Origin of the sequence: Leisingera daeponensis (assembly GCF_019801465.1) — a bacterium.
Taxonomy (GTDB): Bacteria; Pseudomonadota; Alphaproteobacteria; order Rhodobacterales; family Rhodobacteraceae; genus Leisingera; species Leisingera daeponensis_A.
Window position 1 is genome coordinate 40,233 of record NZ_JAHVJA010000007.1, and the last position, 15,594, is coordinate 55,826.

Consider the following 15,594-nt stretch of genomic DNA (forward strand, 5'->3'; position numbering starts at 1 on the left):
CTTCAAAATGCGCAAAGGAGCGGAAGCCCGCCCCTCTGCAATCATGTGACGCCGCAGGTCCGGCGTTATTTTTTCAGCGAGTCGCGGATTTCAAGCAGCACGTCAAGCTCGGTCGGGCCCGCGGGCGCTTCTTCTGCCGGGGTGTCCTCCTTGCGCTGCATCGCGTCGCGGGCGCGGTTCACGGATTTCACCAGCAGGAACACCACCCAGGCAATGATCAGGAAATTGATCACGGCCATCAGGAAGGAGCCGTAGGCAAAGACGGAGGCCCCGGCCTCGCGTGCAGCTTCCAGTGAGCTGTAGCTGGTGCCGTCGCCGCCCAGAACAACAAAGTTGTTGGTGAAATCCACTCCGCCGGTGAACAGGCCGATGATCGGGTTGATCAGGTCATCGACCATGGATTTCACAATGGCCGTAAAGGCGGCGCCGATGATGATCCCCACCGCCATGTCCATCACATTGCCCTTGGCAATGAAGGCCTTGAACTCGTCCAGCATATCCGTTTCCTTTCCATCCCTGTCGCATTGTTATGCGCAGCAGGCTAGGAGCGGCGTTTCAACCTGTAAACGGGGAATATGCGGTCTGTAACGGCATGCCGGCGGGGCCGCAGGGTGGAGGGGCGGCCATCAGGCCGCCCCGCGGGGCTTCAGATCAGGTCGAAGTCTTCCATCTCCAACCCGATTTCCTCACCGGTTTCCGGCGCCGCTGCCGCGTAATCATCCAGGCTCAGTGCCGCCATCAGGTCTTGTCCGGCCAAGTCTTCTGTGCCTTCGATGGCTTCATCATAGGCCGCCAGAAGGTCTTCCGGCGTCTCAAACCCGCCCTCCGGCGCCTCGATGCGGAACAGTTCCGCCTGGGAACCGTCCTCGCCGCTGCCATAGAACACGACGGATTCAACAGCCGAAAGATCACCGCCGATTTCCTCGGAGAGGAAGTGCGACAGGTAATTTCCAAATGTCGGCTCGGTGCCTTCAGGAAGCGCCGGGATGCTGTAGGGGTTCGGGTCCGGCGCCTCATCCAGAATAAATGTGCCGCCCAACGGATCGCCGGAGTCCGAGAACACCTCTCCGAAGAATACCTTTTCGTAGGTGGGCTCCTCCGGGTCCTCAGGCTCTTCGGGTTCTTCAGGGTCGCCGCTCACGCCTTTGATCGAGCCGGCGTCATTGGTGGTGGAGGTGGCGCGGATGCCGAAAATATCGATTTCATCGAGGCTTTCGATATCCAGAGAGACCGTCATCGTGTCGCCGGTCTGCAGGTAGGTTTCCTTGTCCTCGCCCTCGGGTCCCAGGCCGGGGCGGCTCAGCTCGGTGGCTGCGTCCCACTGCACCTTTTCGCCGTCCAGGCTGGCGCCGTTCATGTTCAGTGGGCCTCTCAGGGACTCGCTGGAGCCGGAGAAGTCATCATCTCCGAAGTAGACGGCATTCACGTCCATGGCGCCTTCATCGACAGTGATATCGGCGAAGAATGCGCCGTTTTCCTCGTAGACGGTGACGGTATAGGCGAGGCCGTCCACCGCGTAAGTAAAGATCTTGGAACTCTCAGGCATTGGGTTCGCTTTCACTCGTGACCGGAAAGGGTTGCGCGGGTTTGCCCCGCCGGCCAGCGCAGTCAGGCAATCCGCATTTCACAAAATCGCCTTATTTTTAACAAAATTGCAGAGAGCTAAAAACCACCTGCGCGGGAACAGTAGGTGCGGATTGTTGCCGATCAGGGAACGCCTGACGGTCCGGCGAAGCCGGCCGCCGGCAGCGCGCTGGATCCGGCAGCAAAGGAAAAAGCCCCGCCGGGCAGGCGGGGCTTTGTTGTTTGTTCACTGTCCGCGGTTGCCGGAGTTACTGCTTCAGCGCCAGCTTCGGCGACAGCACGTCGATGCCCAGGGCTTCGCCGACCGCATAGTAGGTCAGCTGGCCTGCGTGCACGTTCAGGCCGTTCAGCAGGTGCGGGTCGTCCTCGCAGGCCTGGCGCCAGCCCTTGTTGGCCAGGTTCAGCATGAAGGGCAGGGTGGCGTTGCCCAGGGCCTGGGTCGAGGTGCGCGCCACGGCGCCCGGCATGTTGGCCACGCAGTAGTGCATGATACCGTCGACTTCATAGATCGGGTCGGCGTGGGTGGTCGCCTTGGAGGTCTCGAAGCAGCCGCCCTGGTCGATGGCCACGTCCACCAGCACCGCGCCCGGCTTCATCTCGGAGAGCTGTGCGCGGGACACCAGTTTCGGCGCTGCTGCACCGGGGACCAGCACCGCGCCGATCACCATGTCGGCCTCGCGCACCAGCTCGGCGGTGGCGCCGGCGGTGGAGTACTGGTTTTTGAACGAGCGGCCGAAGACGTCGTCCAGGTATTTCAGGCGGGTCAGCGAGCGGTCGAGGATGGTGACATCAGCGCCCATGCCGGCCGCAACCTTGGCGGCGTGGGTGCCGACGACGCCGCCGCCGATCACCACCACCTTGGCCGGGGCCACGCCGGGGACGCCGCCCATCAGCACGCCGCGGCCGCCGTTGGCCTTCTGCAGGGTGTAAGCGCCAACCTGCGGCGCCAGGCGGCCGGCCACTTCCGACATCGGCGCCAGCAGCGGCAGGCCGCCGCGGTCATCGGTGACGGTCTCGTAAGCAATCGCGGTGCAGCCGCTGTCCAGCAGGTCCTTGGTCTGCTCCGGATCGGGTGCCAGGTGCAGGTAGGTGAACAGCAGCTGGTTTTCGCGCAGCATCTTGCGCTCAACCGCCTGCGGCTCCTTCACTTTGACGATCATGTCGGCGGTGGCAAAGATTTCCTCGGCGGTGTCCAGGATAACGGCCCCGGCGGCGGCATAATCCTCGTCGGTGAAGCCGGCGCCCATGCCGGCGCCTTGCTGAATGACAACCTCGTGGCCGCGCAGGACGGCCTCGCGGGCGGCGTCCGGGGTCATGCCGACGCGGAATTCCTGCGGTTTGATTTCGGTGGGGCAGCCGATTTTCATGTGAGTATCTCCTCCAAATTCTCTGGAGGCATTTTGCCGCAGGCGGCGTAAAATGTGCTGCTTATTTGAGCATAATAAAAACATGCCTTTCGAAGAATCTTCGCGTATAATAGGTAAATAAAGCAAGGATCTTCGCAAAATGTCGCTGGACGAAACAGATCGTCGCATTCTTTCGGTGCTGCAAAAGCAGGGACGCATCTCCAACGCCGATCTGTCGGAGCGGGTGAACCTGTCCGCCTCGGCCTGCCACCGCCGCGTGCAGCGGCTGGAGGCAGAGGGGTATATCAGGGATTATGTCGCGCTGCTGGACGCACGCAAGATGAACGTGCCGTCGACGGTGTTTGTGGAGATCACCCTGTCGGGCCAGGCAGATGAGGTTCTGGACGCGTTTGAGAAGGCGGTGTCGCGGATTCCGGATGTGCTGGAATGCCACCTGATGGCGGGGACGGCGGATTACATCCTCAAGGTGGTGGCCGAGAACACAGAAGATTTCGCGCGCATTCACCGCCAGCATCTGGCGCGGCTGCCGGGGGTGGCGCAGATGCAGTCGAGCTTTGCCTTGCGCACCGTGTTCAAGACCACGGCGCTGCCGGTCTGAGGCGGTTCTCCAGGGGGTGCATGCACACGCCCCCTAGCAGCGGCGCGGCGGATAATCAGGCCGGACCCGGATAGGTGAACAGCAGCAGGTGGGTCAGGTTGAAGGCAAAGTGCATCAGCACCGGCACTTGGAACCGGCCTGTTCCCCAATACCCCAGCCCGCAGGCCAGCCCGAGGAGGGCTGCGAAACCCGCCACCGCAGGACCGGCGCCGATGTGGGCCAGGCCGAACAGCAGGCTGGCTGCGGCGAGGCCGGCGGCAGGCCCGTAGCGGCGGCTGAGGCCCTGCTGCAGGTATCCGCGGAAGAAGGCCTCTTCCGCCAAGCAGGTGAGCAGCAGGTTCGAGGCCATCCACAGGAGGGTCCAGTCCGGCAAGCCGGGTTCCAGCCGCAGCGCGCCGGTCAGCAGGGCCAGGGGCAGCAGGGCAGCGAGGAGCAGCAGGCCTGCCAGCCAGGCAGGGCGTCCCGCCGGGGCATTGCGCTGCAGCAGCGCGGGCCAGGCGAGCAGCAGGGTGAAGAACACCAGCGGCTTGTCGAGGTTCAGGTGCAGCGAATAGGGCGCGCTGGCGGGCCCGGCCTGCACCTGATCTAGGATCAGCAGATTGTGCACCCCCGGCAGCAGATGCGCGCCAAGCGCCAGCGCCCACAGGATCAGAGCCGCGTGGCCGGGCAGCCGGGCGGAGCCGCGGGTGCGGGGGAGGACAGCGGCAAACAGCAGGCCGGCGGTCAGCGCCGCCAAGGCCAGCGGCTTCAGAAACCCGAGCGCCAAAGCAACGCCGCCGAAGGCAGCAAGCAAGGCGAAGGCCAGTCCGCGCTGCGCGCTCCAGCCGGCAGCAAGCGCGGCCATCAGGATCAGCCAGGGCCAGGTCTGGGGCAGAGTGGACAGAACAAAGCTCATGGCTTGCACATAATCCGCTCATCCGCCTCTTTTCCAGCCGGTTGCGCAGGGGCTTTGCGGCTTTTGCGCTTGAACCTGCCCGGGATTTCCGTTTGCCTTAAAGGAAGCTGCAAGCGGGCGGGTGACATCAAGCCGTTACATGCCGCCCTTACAAGCCAGCCTTTGCGCCACCTGACAAGGAAGGAACCCGCCCGTGACCCGCGAATTTGAGACCGCCTCCCTCGACTGGCTGGAAGCGGAGCTGCAGGACACGCTGGACGAAGATATCGAGATCGAGTTTTCCGAGCCGATGCTGAGTCAGGAGATCCGCAAGGTCTACCGCGAGCAGCACCCGGAGATGCTCGACCGTCAGGTCTATTTCCGCAATCTCCTGCGGCTGCAGGCAGAGCTTATCAAGGTGCAGGACTGGGTGCAGCACACCGGGGCCAAGGTGTGTATCCTGATGGAAGGCCGCGACAGCGCCGGCAAGGGCGGGGTGATCAAGCGGATCACCCAGCGGCTTGACCCGCGGGTGGCGCGGGTGGTGGCGCTGCCGGCGCCGAACCGCCGCGAGCAGAGCCAATGGTATTTCCAGCGCTATGTGCCGCATCTGCCTGCGGGCGGGGAAATCGTGCTGTTCGACCGGTCCTGGTACAACCGGGCCGGAGTGGAGCGGGTGATGGGTTTTGCCACCGAGGATCAGGTCGAACAGTTCTTTCAGGACGTTCCCGAATTCGAACGGATGCTGGTGCGTTCAGGCATCATCCTGCTGAAATACTGGTTCTCGATCACCGACGAGGAGCAGCAGCTGCGATTCCTGATGCGCATTCATGATCCGATGAAGCAGTGGAAACTGTCGCCGATGGACCTGGAGAGCCGGATCCGCTGGGAGCAGTACACTAAGGCCAAGGAGGCGATGTTCAAGCGCACCAACATCCCCGAGGCGCCCTGGTACATCGTCGAGGGCAACGACAAGAAGCGCGAGCGGCTGAACTGCATCGAGCACCTGCTGACCAAGATCCCTTATGAAGAGGTGCAGCACGAGAAGGTCGAGCTGCCGGACCGCAAGTACAATCCGGACTACGAGCGCCAGGTGCTTCCGGATGAGCTGTATGTGCCGAAGATCTATTGAGGGCTGACGGAAATGCAGAAAGGGGCGTGCCGCGGCACACCCCTTTCTTGTTTGCCCGGTGGGAGTATCAGAACAGGAAGTCGCCGGAGTTCAGCTGCTGTTCTGTAATGCCGGCCAGCAGCATGCTGTCGCCGTCGGTGTCGGTGATCAGCAGGCCGTTTGCGGTCTGACTGACGTGGTTGCTCATCAGATCGCTGTAGCTGGTGATGCCAGTGGCATTACCCAGGCCGATACGTTCGCCGATAGCGTTCGGGTTGAAATCGGAAACTGTGTCGTTTCCGTCACTGAATACGAAGAGATCGCCGCCGTTGCGCCCGGTCAGCATGTCGTCGCCGCCGCCTCCGCCCAGAGTATCGTTGCCGCGGCCGCCCCACATATCGTCAGCGCCGGAGCCGCCCCACAGCCTGTCGTTTCCGTCGCCGCCGCGCAGGGCGTCGTTTCCGTCGCCGCCCCAAAGAGTGTCGTTGCCAGCGCCGCCGCCCAGAAGGTCGCTGCTGGAGCCACCCCAGAGCCTGTCATAGCCAGCATCGCCGTACATAGAATCCTGGCCACTGCCGCCGTGCAACCGGTCGCCATGGATGCCGCCGCGCAGATTGTCGTTGCCGCCCTGGCCGTAAATGGTGTCATGGCCAGCGTTGCCCATCAGGTTGTCGGTGCCACTGCTGCCGGTCAGCGAATCGTCGCCATCCAGGCCGTTCAGGGTGCCGGCGCTGCCGAGGGTCAGGACATCGTCACCCATGGTAGGCTGGCTCGTTCCGCCGCCGGAACCGCCCGATCCGCCGCCCCCGGACCCAGTGTCCAGCTGCAGCGCCGCGCCGGTCTTGGCGAAGTTCTGAGTGACCATCACGGCATCCCAGCCTTTGAAGTTGCCCTGCTCGATGCCGATGCCGATCACTTCGACATTGGGGCTCAGGATGTTGGCGCGGTGGCCGGGGCTGTTCATCAGCGAATTGTGCAGATCGATCACGTCATCGGCGAGGCCGGGGGCGCCGCGCTCGCTCTGCCAGGCAATGTTTTCCGCCCAAGTCCAGCTGCCGGAAAAGACAAAGCCCGCATCCGCCATCCGGTCGCCGGCGCTGGAGCCGCCGACGCCGGTGTGCGAGAACACATCCTGCTGCAGCATCCATTCGCTGTGGTTTTCAGAAGAATCGTTGAGCCGCAATTCCAGCTGTACCGGATTGAGACCGCGCGAAGTGCGCTCGGCGTTGATCAGCTCGAGCATCTGCCGCTCGAGTACACTTGCCTGTGACATCGTTAACTGCTCCATGAGTGTGCCGGACCTCCGGCGGTGCGCCATCCGGTTAAAGGAATTCCGTTGGGCCGGAAGGCGGGGAGCCCGAAAATGCGGTTTTGCGGCGAAGCTCTGCCCGTTGGGTGCCGGGTGGTACGCGGATTTTCGCGCGTTCTGCCGATTTGGGGCGGTTGCGCCCGGCCGGGAGCAGCGGCGGCAAATCTCCGCCGCCCCGGCTGCGCCTGGTGCCGGCCGCTGGATTCGGTGCTGCCCGCCGAAAGGGCACCGCGGTGAGGGTACAGGGGAAAGTACAGGGGAAAAGGGTCCGGACGCTGCCGGGGGGAAGCTGGCAGCGTCCGGAAATGCAGGAAACCCGCGTTGGCAAGCCTTGTTTGCAGGGACCAAGACCGGCGCCGGTAAAAGGGGGGGGAGCGCCGCCTGCCCAGGGTTTCAGGAAACCGGGTGTTCCAAGCCCGGCCGGCGGGGCAATGGTTAGGGAAACGCAACTGTTTTGCCCTGCCGCAGACACTGTATAGCAGAGTAATGCAGGGAAATACACCCTAAAGATGTAATTCTAATCAATTCGCGATCTTTGAGTGTGCCCTGCCGGTCGCAGGCGGGGCTGGCCTCAGCCGAACGGAGTGCTCCAAATGACAAACCCCCGGGCGAGGCCGCGGGGGTCGTCTGATCGTTTGTTCCGGCGGTCCGGAGACCGGCCGTAGTGCTGTCCAAAGCTGGAGAGCGAGGTATGCTTACAGCAGACCTTCGCGCTGGGCTTTCTTGCGTGCCAGTTTACGGGCACGGCGGATCGCTTCAGCTTTCTCGCGCGCTTTCTTCTCGGACGGCTTTTCGAAATGTTGCTTGAGCTTCATTTCGCGGAAGACGCCTTCACGCTGCAGCTTTTTCTTCAGAGCGCGGAGCGCCTGATCGACGTTGTTGTCGCGAACACTAACCTGCATGTGGTATTCACCACCTTTCTAAGTTTTGAGTTGCAAGGAAATTGCAGGAAGTGGCCGTATAGCAAAGCGTGCATATTTTGTCTAGTAGGGTGTCAGAACGCTGAAAGCGGGAGGGTGAAATGACCAAAGACCACGATCACGCACAGGACGACATCAAAGACAGGCTGCTGGATGCGGCGCTGATGCACGTGCCGTTTGACGGCTGGTCGGAGATCACCTTCCGCGCCGCCTGCCACGACGCGGAGGTGCCGGAGGTGCTGGCGCATGCGGTCTGCCCGCGCGGCGGCGTCGACCTGGCGCTGGCCTTTCACGCCCGCGGCGATTCGCGGATGCTGGAGCGGCTGCAAGCGGAGGACCTGTCGGGGATGCGGTTCCGCGACAAGGTGGCGGCAGCGGTGCGGTTCCGCCTGGAAGCGGTCGAGGACAAGGAGGCGGTGCGCCGCGGCACCACGCTGCTGGCGCTGCCGCAGTATGCCGGCGATGGCGTCAAGGCGATCTGGAACACCTGCGACCTGATCTGGGACGCCTTGGGTGACGGTTCGGACGATCTGAACTGGTACACCAAGCGCGCGTCGCTGGCCGGCGTCTATTCCGCCACCGTTCTGTACTGGCTGGGCGACGACAGCCTGGGGCATCAGGCAACCTGGGATTTCCTGGAGCGGCGCATTGATAATGTGATGGATTTTGAGAAGCTCAAAGCCGGCCTGCAGAAGAACCCGCTCTTGAAGCCGCTTCTGGTGGGGCCGAACTGGCTGGCCGAGCAGATCAAGCCGCCGAAGGCGCGCGATGACCTGCCGGGGTCGCTGAACCCGCGGCGGTAGGGCCGCGCAACAGGCAGTGCCCCCTCCTGAGGGAGAGGCGAAGGGCGGATGGCGCCCGTGCGGTCTGCGCTATCCGTCGCGACCCGGTTCGTTCGGATTGCTTGAAAACAAGGCAATCTTATTGCCCTGCGGGTCGCGCAGGTAGCCAACATAGAAACCGGGGCCGTAGGAGGCGCGAAAGCCCGGCTGGCCCTCGTCGGAACCGCCTGCGGCAAGCGCCGCGGCATGAAGGTTGCGAACCTGCTTCTGATTGCGTGCCTCGAATGCCACCATGGAGCCGTTGCCGGCCGAGGCAGGGTGCCCATCGAAGGCTGGTTTAACGTAGAAATCAGGCAGGACGGCAGGCTGACCGGGCTTGGCGGCCAGTGTGTAACTTAGTCCAGCGGGCCCCTCTTCCAGTTTGTAGCCGAGGGCCGGCAGAAGCGCGGAATAGAAGCGTTTGGCACGCGCGATGTCATCCGCGCCGACTGTGACATACGCAATCATGGCTGTGTGTTTTCTCCGTTTGCCCGGCAACTGCGAGGAGCTGCCCGGGTGAGGGTAGGCCAGCATGCAAAGCAGTTCAATGCAGCCAGTCCGTTTCCCTGAGGGCGGTTTCGCCTTGCGGGCTGAACGCCCGCTCCGCAAACCATCCCACTTGCGGCGCCTTTGCTGTTTGCGCCCCCCTTGCCGGATGCTAGGCAGGTGGCAAGGATCAGGAGGACATATTCCGATGACAGAGATGATGCGTGCCGTGGAGATCAGCAAACCCGGCGGGCCGGAGGTGCTGCAGCTGTGCCAGCGCCCGGTGCCGCAGCCGGGCCATGGCGAGGTGGTGATCAAGGTGGCCTATGCCGGCGTGAACCGCCCCGATGCGCTGCAGCGGGCCGGTGCCTATGATCCGCCCAAAGGTGCCAGCGACCTGCCGGGGCTGGAAGCCTCGGGGGAGGTGGTGGCCGTGGGCGCGGGGGTCAGCGGCATCGCGGCGGGCGACCAGGTCTGTGCGCTGCTGCCCGGCGGCGGCTATGCGGAGTTTGTCGCCACCCCGGCGGCGCATTGCCTGCCCGTGCCGGCAGGGCTGGACCTGAAACAGGCCGCCTGCCTGCCTGAGACCTTCTTTACCGTCTGGTCCAATGTCTTCGCCCGCGGCGGCCTGAAGGCCGGGGAGCGGTTCCTGGTGCATGGCGGCTCATCCGGCATTGGCACCACTGCGATCCAGCTGGCCAAGGCGTTCGGCGCGCGGGTGTTCGCGACCGCCGGGTCGAAGGAGAAATGCCAGGCCTGTCTGGATCTGGGCGCGGAGCGGGCGATCAACTACCGTGACGAGGATTTCGTCAAGGTGATGCGGGACGAAGGCGGCGCCGACCTGGTGCTGGACATGGTCGGCGGCGACTACATTCCCCGCAACGTCAAGGCGATGGCCGAGGACGGGCGGCTGGTGCAGATCGCCTTTCTGCAAGGCCCGAAGGTGGAGCTGAATTTTGCCCTGATGATGGTGAAGCGGCTGACGCTGACCGGTTCGACCCTGCGCCCGCAAAGCGATCTGGCCAAGGCGCAGATTGCCCGGGATCTGCGCGAGGCGGTCTGGCCCCTGTTGGAGGCGGGCAGGGTGGCGCCGGTGATGGACAGCGAATTTGCGCTGGCGGATGCGGCAGCTGCGCACGCCCGGATGGAAAGCTCCGGCCATATCGGCAAGATCGTCTTGAAGGTGGGCTGACGTCTCCGGGGCATTCAAATCAAAGGGCCGGCGGATGCGCCGGCCCTTTTCCGTTGCGGCCCGGGGTTACGCCACTGCGCGCCGGTACAGATGCCAGGTCGCATGCCCCAGCACCGGAACCACGATGATCAGCCCGGCCAGGAAGGGGATTGAACCGACCACCAGAGCAACGCCGACGATCACGCCCCAGGTCATGCAGATGACCGGGTTCTTGCGCAGCACCTTGATCGAGGTGGCCACCGCGACCGGCAGGCCCACGTGGCGGTCCAGCAGCAGCGGAAAGGACACCAGGCTCATCGCCAGCGCGGCAAAGGCAAAACCCGCGCCCACGATGCCGCCGGTAATGGCCATGATCCAGCCTTCGCGGGTGGTGACCACGGCGGCGGCAAAGATGGCGATTGATTCCGGCGGCTCCGGCCCCAGGGTGCGGCTGTAGATCATGTCGGCCGCCACCAGCCAGACAATGAACAATGCCGCCAGATACAGCCCCAGCACCAGAATGGCGCCAAAGGCGGGCGAGCGGATGACGCCGAAGGCATCCACCCAGCGCGGCTCGAAGCCGGCTTCGCGGCGCTTGGACATCTCATACAGTCCGACTGCCGCGACCGGCCCGAGGATCGCAAAGCCCATGATCATCGGCACGATCAGCGGCAGCAGGTTCATCGACAGGCTCATCACGATCAGCGCGATGCCGATCAGCGGATAGAACAGCACCAGGAACATCGCGTCGCTGCGGCAGGCAGCAAAATCCTCCAGCCCCGCGGCCAGGGAGTGAATAATGTCATCCATGCTGAGCGTGCGCGCCTTGGGCAGCTCCTTGACACCCTCGCTGCCCATTTCGCCGACGGTTTCGCTGATATGGTGCCCGGTGGTTTCTGCACCCTGCAGAAGCCAGCTGAGCGGGTTACCGATTGTTTTTGCCATGCGCTTCCTCCTTCTCGCTGACCAAAACGGAAGTGCCGTTCAGGCAGGGCCGGGCGCGGCACAGAAGTAAGTGTAGCACGAAACAGGGCAAAGTCTGCTACACAGGCCGTTTATTGCCGCTTGAAGAGAACGGCGCCTGGCGGCGCCGGCCTCCGGTGGGAGTACTTGCAGAAAGATGAAGAGGCGGCGGCTTCGGCCGCGTCGCCTGGATAGTGTGTGGCAGTAGCGTCATCTTTCCCGAAATACTCCGGGGTGAATTGGCCGTGAGGCCAAGAGGGGCAGCGCCCCTGTCCGGCCGCCGCGCAGGGTCAGCGCACCGGCGCGAAGCGGGCGTCATTCAATGTGCAGTCCTTGATCACATCGCGTCCGCAGGGCACCGGGTTCAGTGACTTGGACAGGCAGATGCGGGCCTCCTGGATGGCGCCTTCGCGGCAGGTGATGGTCAGGCTGTCGCGTGATAGTGCCGGGTTTTCCTTGAGAAACGCCTCCTCCACCACCGACGCGGGCAGGGTGACGGGTTTGTCCAGCTTGCGGAAGATGGCGGGGCGGGTGACGCCTGTGAAGGCCTCGCGCATCAGGGTGTAGTACTGGCGGGCGCTGAGACCGGAGCAGGTGCCGTGTTTCTTCCACTGGTGCCAGGCGAGGCCTGCGCTGCCCATGATGTCCGCCATCTGGCGGCTCATCGCCCGGCTTGGCGGCGCCTCGGCGCTGCGGCAGTAGCTGGGCCAGCCGCGGTGGTATTGCGGCCAGAGCCCGTGCAGGGTCCAGCCGTAGTCATGCCGGGCATCGCACTGGTCTGCATTGCGGGCGTCTCCCTCCAGCGCGCACCAGTTCGGCGACCAGCTGAGCGCCAGAACATAGTAGTCGAACTCTCCGGCCGGCTCGCCCTCAGCAGCCGCAAGCGTGGCAAATCCGGTCAAAACAGCCGCCAGGCCCAGCAATAACTTGCGCATTGGCCTCTTTCCTTATGAAATCAAGCCGACTATATAGGGCTGAAGTTCCCCGACAACGGAAACCTGCCCCGGATCGCCGGGGACGCCATTTCAGGCGGCGGGAGAGATGTATCCGGGGATCAAAGGTGTTTTAAGGAGATGAGCACATGGCAAAACCGTTGATGGCCAAGGCAACCGCCGTGTGGCTGGTGGACAATACCACGATCAGCTTCAAGCAGATCGCGGATTTCGTGGGCATGCACGAGCTGGAAATCCAGGGCATCGCGGACGGCGAAGTGGCGGTAGGCGTCAAGGGCTTTGACCCGGTGGCCAACAACCAGCTGACCCAGGACGAGATCGACAAGGCGCAGAGCAACCCGCTGCACAAGCTGAAGCTCAAGTTCAATCCGGCTGCGGCCGGCGAGGAAAAGCGCCGCGGCCCGCGCTACACCCCGCTGTCCAAGCGCCAGGACCGCCCCAACTCGATCCTGTGGCTGGTCAAGTTCCACCCGGAACTCAGCGACGGCCAGATCGCCAAGCTGGTGGGCACCACCAAGCCGACCATCCAGTCGATCCGTGAGCGCACCCACTGGAACATCGCCAACATGCAGCCGATCGATCCGGTGGCACTGGGCCTTTGCAAACAGTCCGAGCTGGACGCGGCGGTGCAGAAGGCCGCGGCCAAGAAGGCAGCCGAAGGCGGCGTGATGAGCGACGACGAGCGCCGCAAGCTGGTCTCCACCGAGCAGTCGCTGGAGATGGAAGCCGAGCCGAAGATCCCGACCGCCATCGAGGGCCTGGAGACCTTCACCCTGGGCGGCGGCCTGAACGACGAGGACGAGAAGAAGGAAGAGGACGTCCTGGACGCCGACAGCTTCTTCAACCTGCCTGCGGGCGGTGAGGACGAGGATGACGACGAGGACAGCCGCTTCTGATCCGGAAGCTCCCGTCCCGGCTTGCCTGTTCGGCAGGCAATAGGAAGATCATTAAAAAGCCGCAGATCCGATGCTCCGGATTTGCGGCTTTTTCTGTTAGAATTGAGTCTCATCAATACAAGATGTTGACTGTGCGGCGGCTGTTCGCGCAGCATGATGTTGCGGTGCAGCTGTGTTCCAGGCTGCCTGCAGGTTTGAGACGAGCGCGGCGCGCCTCTGGTACGGGGCGGTTCCGCGATGTGAAAGGTATGGCGTTTAGCGAGTGATGCCAGCGGTCCGGCCCCGGGAAGCCGGTTCGCGCAGGGTTGGCAGGAGTATTGGTTATGGACGCATCCGGGGGCGCGGCGCTTGGGGAAGGCTGCCGCTTGGATCTGGAGGAACTGGCCGCCGCAAGCGGCCGCGGGTTCTGCCAGGCATTTGCAGATCAGCTGGCGCAGGGCGTTGGCGCCGATCTGGTCACCGTCAGCGGGCTGAAGGCCGGTAAAGCAGGGCATCTGAAGCTGGTGGCCAGCTGGTTCGACGGGTTGCAGCTGGGGGATTTCGAATATGACGCGCGCGGGGCCCCGTGCCTTGAAGTGGTGCAGGGCGGCCGGCCGCGGGTGGTCCCGGACCGGGTGCAGGAACTGTATCCGAAGGACTGGATGTTCACCGAGGAAAACATCAACGGTTATGCAGGTGTTCCCCTGAAGGATGCCGCAGGCGCGGTGGTCGGCCTGGTGCAGGCGGCCTGGCGCCAGGAGCCGGGCGCGGCGCTGGCGGCGGAAGCTGCCGCTGTCATGCAGCGGTTTGCGCCGCGGCTGGGGGCGGAGCTTGCCGGGCTGCAGACGGCCGCGGCGCTTTCAGCGCTGGCGCGGGGACCGGGCAGCCCTGCGCCGCGGGCAGCATTCCGGCAGCTGGCAGAACAGTTGCAGGCTGCTTTCCGGGTGCGGTCTGCCTTCATCGCCGAGCGCTGCGAAGACAACCCGGACAGGTTCCGGGTGCTGGCTGTCTGCGAGGGAGGGCAAGCCTCCGCGCTGTGCAAGGATGCTGTGGTGCCTTATGAGGGAACCCCGTGCGCCTTTCTGCATGAAGGGGAACCGTTTCTGGTGCCGGAGGGGCTGCTGGAAATGTTTCCGGCGCAGACGCATTTCCGGGCGCAAGGCTTGCAAGCTTATCTTGGGATTCCGCTGCGGGATGCGGAGGGGCAGCTCTTCGGCCATTTCGCGCTGCTGCATGACCGCAAGATCGACCAGAGAGTCTCGAGAAGCGGCCTGAGTGCAGTGTTCGCCGGGCGGATTGCTCTGGAGTTGCGCCGCCGCCGGGCGGAGCGGCGGCGCCGTCAGGCGGAGCAGGCGCTGCTGCTGCGGCATAAGAGCGAAAGCCTGGGGCTGCTGGCGGGCACCATCGCGCATGAGTTCAACAACCTTCTGGCCTCAATGCTGGGAAGCAGCGAGCTGGCGCTGGCGCATCTGGAGGCCGGTCATGCCGCGCAAGTGCATGTGCAGGCAGTGGAGGCTGGGCTGCAGGGCTCGGCCCGGCTGATGCGGCAGCTGCTGGGTTATGCCAGGGGCGGCGGCGCGCCGCGGCCGGAGCCGTGCGACCTGAACCTCATTGTCCGTGAGGCGCTGGCGCTGGTGCCGGCAGATTGCAAGCTGGGCAAGGCGGTGGTGCTCGATCTGGCAGAGGGGCCGCTGACGGCGCAGCTGGATCCGGTGCAGGCGGGCCAGCTGCTGATGCAGGCGGTTCTGAACGCGGTGGAGGCAATCGGGCCGGGCGCCGGCACCGTCACTGTCTCCACCCGGCGCAGCCGCCTGAGCGCGGCAGAGCGGCGGCAGCTGCTGAAAGGGCGCAGGATGCCCGCAGGCCCCTGTCTGCTGCTGGAGGTGCGTGACACCGGCGGCGGCATGGGGCGGGACACCGTCGCCCGGGTTTTCGATCCCTTCTTCAGCACCAAGCCTGGCGGCCGGGGCCTCGGCCTGGCGGCGGCAATGGGAATCATCAGCAACCACCGCGGCGGGCTTATGGTGGAGAGCCAGGTGGGACGTGGCAGTGCCTTCCGTTTCTATTTCCCGGCCGGTGCGGCGGAAACCGGTCGGTCAGCGGTGGCCCCCGCCGGGCCTGTGCCGCGTGCAAACCAGACGCGCCGTATCCTAGTGGTCGACGACGAGGACACCGTGCGCCGGGCCGTCGCAGGCCTGCTGCAGCTGCGCGGCTGCAAGGTGGCTCAGGCCGATGGCTATGACGCGGCGCTTGCGCTGCTGCAGGCGCAGGGGCCGTTCGACGGCGCGGTCATCGACATGAGCATGCCGGGGCGCGGCGGCTGGGAGACGCTGGCGCGGCTGCTGCAGGTTCAGCCCGGCCTGAACGCGGTGATGATGAGCGGCTATGCCTTCAGCGCCGCGGAGGCGGGCTATCCGGAACTGCACGGCGTGCAGGTGCTGGACAAGCCTTTCACCAGAGAGAAGCTCTACAAGGCGCTGTTCCGGTAGTTGCATGGAACGGCGGGCTCCCGCGCCTGCGGCTGCCCCTGGCGGGGCCGCTTGGCAGCCTTGGGCCAGGCGC

At 64.5% G+C, this 15,594-nt stretch carries 15 protein-coding genes; 6 read left to right on the plus strand and 9 right to left on the minus strand.

Features of this window, described 5'->3' with window-relative positions:
- Positions 1-65: 65 nt before the first annotated feature.
- The 3 genes from mscL to ald form a co-directional block, all read right to left on the minus strand.
- Positions 66-497 (minus strand): large conductance mechanosensitive channel protein MscL, encoded by a 432-nt coding sequence (gene mscL, locus KUV26_RS15135; RefSeq protein ID WP_222505564.1) that lies wholly within the window; start codon positions 495-497, stop codon positions 66-68.
- A 149-nt stretch (positions 498-646) separates the two neighbouring features.
- Positions 647-1,546 (minus strand): hypothetical protein, encoded by a 900-nt coding sequence (locus tag KUV26_RS15140; RefSeq protein WP_222508940.1) that lies wholly within the window; start codon positions 1,544-1,546, stop codon positions 647-649.
- Positions 1,547-1,832: 286 nt separating this feature from the next.
- Positions 1,833-2,951, minus strand: a complete 1,119-nt coding sequence (gene ald / locus KUV26_RS15145) for an alanine dehydrogenase (RefSeq protein WP_222505566.1) — start codon at positions 2,949-2,951, stop codon at positions 1,833-1,835.
- A 139-nt stretch (positions 2,952-3,090) separates the two neighbouring features.
- Here ald and KUV26_RS15150 point away from each other — a divergent pair, with 139 nt between their 5' ends.
- Positions 3,091-3,549: an Lrp/AsnC family transcriptional regulator gene (locus tag KUV26_RS15150; protein WP_008556791.1), complete on the plus strand. Its 459-nt coding sequence runs from the start codon at positions 3,091-3,093 to the stop codon at positions 3,547-3,549.
- 55 nt (positions 3,550-3,604) lie between these two features.
- Here the strand turns inward: KUV26_RS15150 and KUV26_RS15155 are convergent, their stop codons facing one another.
- Positions 3,605-4,444, minus strand: a complete 840-nt coding sequence (locus KUV26_RS15155) for a CPBP family intramembrane glutamic endopeptidase (protein ID WP_222508941.1) — start codon at positions 4,442-4,444, stop codon at positions 3,605-3,607.
- Between the two features lie 193 nt (positions 4,445-4,637).
- Here KUV26_RS15155 and ppk2 point away from each other — a divergent pair, with 193 nt between their 5' ends.
- A complete protein-coding gene (ppk2, locus tag KUV26_RS15160; protein ID WP_222505568.1) occupies positions 4,638-5,555 on the plus strand; it encodes a polyphosphate kinase 2 in 918 nt (305 codons plus the stop codon).
- A gap of 67 nt (positions 5,556-5,622) precedes the next feature.
- Here the strand turns inward: ppk2 and KUV26_RS15165 are convergent, their stop codons facing one another.
- Both KUV26_RS15165 and rpsU read right to left on the minus strand, forming a co-directional pair.
- Entirely contained in the window at positions 5,623-6,807 is a 1,185-nt protein-coding gene (locus KUV26_RS15165) for a CAP domain-containing protein (RefSeq protein WP_222508942.1), read from the minus strand.
- A 731-nt stretch (positions 6,808-7,538) separates the two neighbouring features.
- Positions 7,539-7,745 carry a 30S ribosomal protein S21 gene (gene rpsU / locus KUV26_RS15170; RefSeq protein WP_005614280.1) on the minus strand — a complete coding sequence of 69 codons (207 nt, stop codon included), beginning with the start codon at positions 7,743-7,745 and terminating at the stop codon, positions 7,539-7,541.
- Positions 7,746-7,864: 119 nt separating this feature from the next.
- Here rpsU and KUV26_RS15175 point away from each other — a divergent pair, with 119 nt between their 5' ends.
- Complete coding sequence (locus KUV26_RS15175) at positions 7,865-8,566, plus strand: COQ9 family protein (RefSeq protein ID WP_222508943.1); 702 nt, start codon at positions 7,865-7,867, stop codon at positions 8,564-8,566.
- A 69-nt stretch (positions 8,567-8,635) separates the two neighbouring features.
- On the opposite strand, the gene KUV26_RS15180 is transcribed toward KUV26_RS15175, so the two are convergent.
- On the minus strand, positions 8,636-9,052 hold the full coding sequence (locus tag KUV26_RS15180; RefSeq protein WP_222509060.1) for a VOC family protein: 417 nt from the start codon (positions 9,050-9,052) through the stop codon (positions 8,636-8,638).
- A gap of 226 nt (positions 9,053-9,278) precedes the next feature.
- Here KUV26_RS15180 and KUV26_RS15185 point away from each other — a divergent pair, with 226 nt between their 5' ends.
- Positions 9,279-10,262 carry an NAD(P)H-quinone oxidoreductase gene (locus KUV26_RS15185; protein WP_222508944.1) on the plus strand — a complete coding sequence of 328 codons (984 nt, stop codon included), beginning with the start codon at positions 9,279-9,281 and terminating at the stop codon, positions 10,260-10,262.
- Between the two features lie 66 nt (positions 10,263-10,328).
- Here KUV26_RS15185 and KUV26_RS15190 read toward each other — a convergent pair whose 3' ends face one another.
- Together KUV26_RS15190 and KUV26_RS15195 are read right to left on the minus strand one after the other, a co-directional pair.
- Positions 10,329-11,186 carry a DUF2189 domain-containing protein gene (locus KUV26_RS15190; protein ID WP_222505572.1) on the minus strand — a complete coding sequence of 286 codons (858 nt, stop codon included), beginning with the start codon at positions 11,184-11,186 and terminating at the stop codon, positions 10,329-10,331.
- A gap of 308 nt (positions 11,187-11,494) precedes the next feature.
- Positions 11,495-12,139, minus strand: a complete 645-nt coding sequence (locus KUV26_RS15195) for a ribonuclease T2 (protein ID WP_222508945.1) — start codon at positions 12,137-12,139, stop codon at positions 11,495-11,497.
- Positions 12,140-12,285: 146 nt separating this feature from the next.
- Between KUV26_RS15195 and KUV26_RS15200 the strand changes: the two genes are divergently transcribed.
- Together KUV26_RS15200 and KUV26_RS15205 are read left to right on the plus strand one after the other, a co-directional pair.
- Positions 12,286-13,053 carry a DUF1013 domain-containing protein gene (locus KUV26_RS15200; protein ID WP_222505574.1) on the plus strand — a complete coding sequence of 256 codons (768 nt, stop codon included), beginning with the start codon at positions 12,286-12,288 and terminating at the stop codon, positions 13,051-13,053.
- A 323-nt stretch (positions 13,054-13,376) separates the two neighbouring features.
- The gene (locus KUV26_RS15205; RefSeq protein WP_222508946.1) at positions 13,377-15,521 is read left to right on the plus strand and encodes a response regulator; all 2,145 of its coding nucleotides are present in this window, start codon (positions 13,377-13,379) and stop codon (positions 15,519-15,521) included.
- The last annotated feature ends 73 nt before the right edge of the window (positions 15,522-15,594 follow it).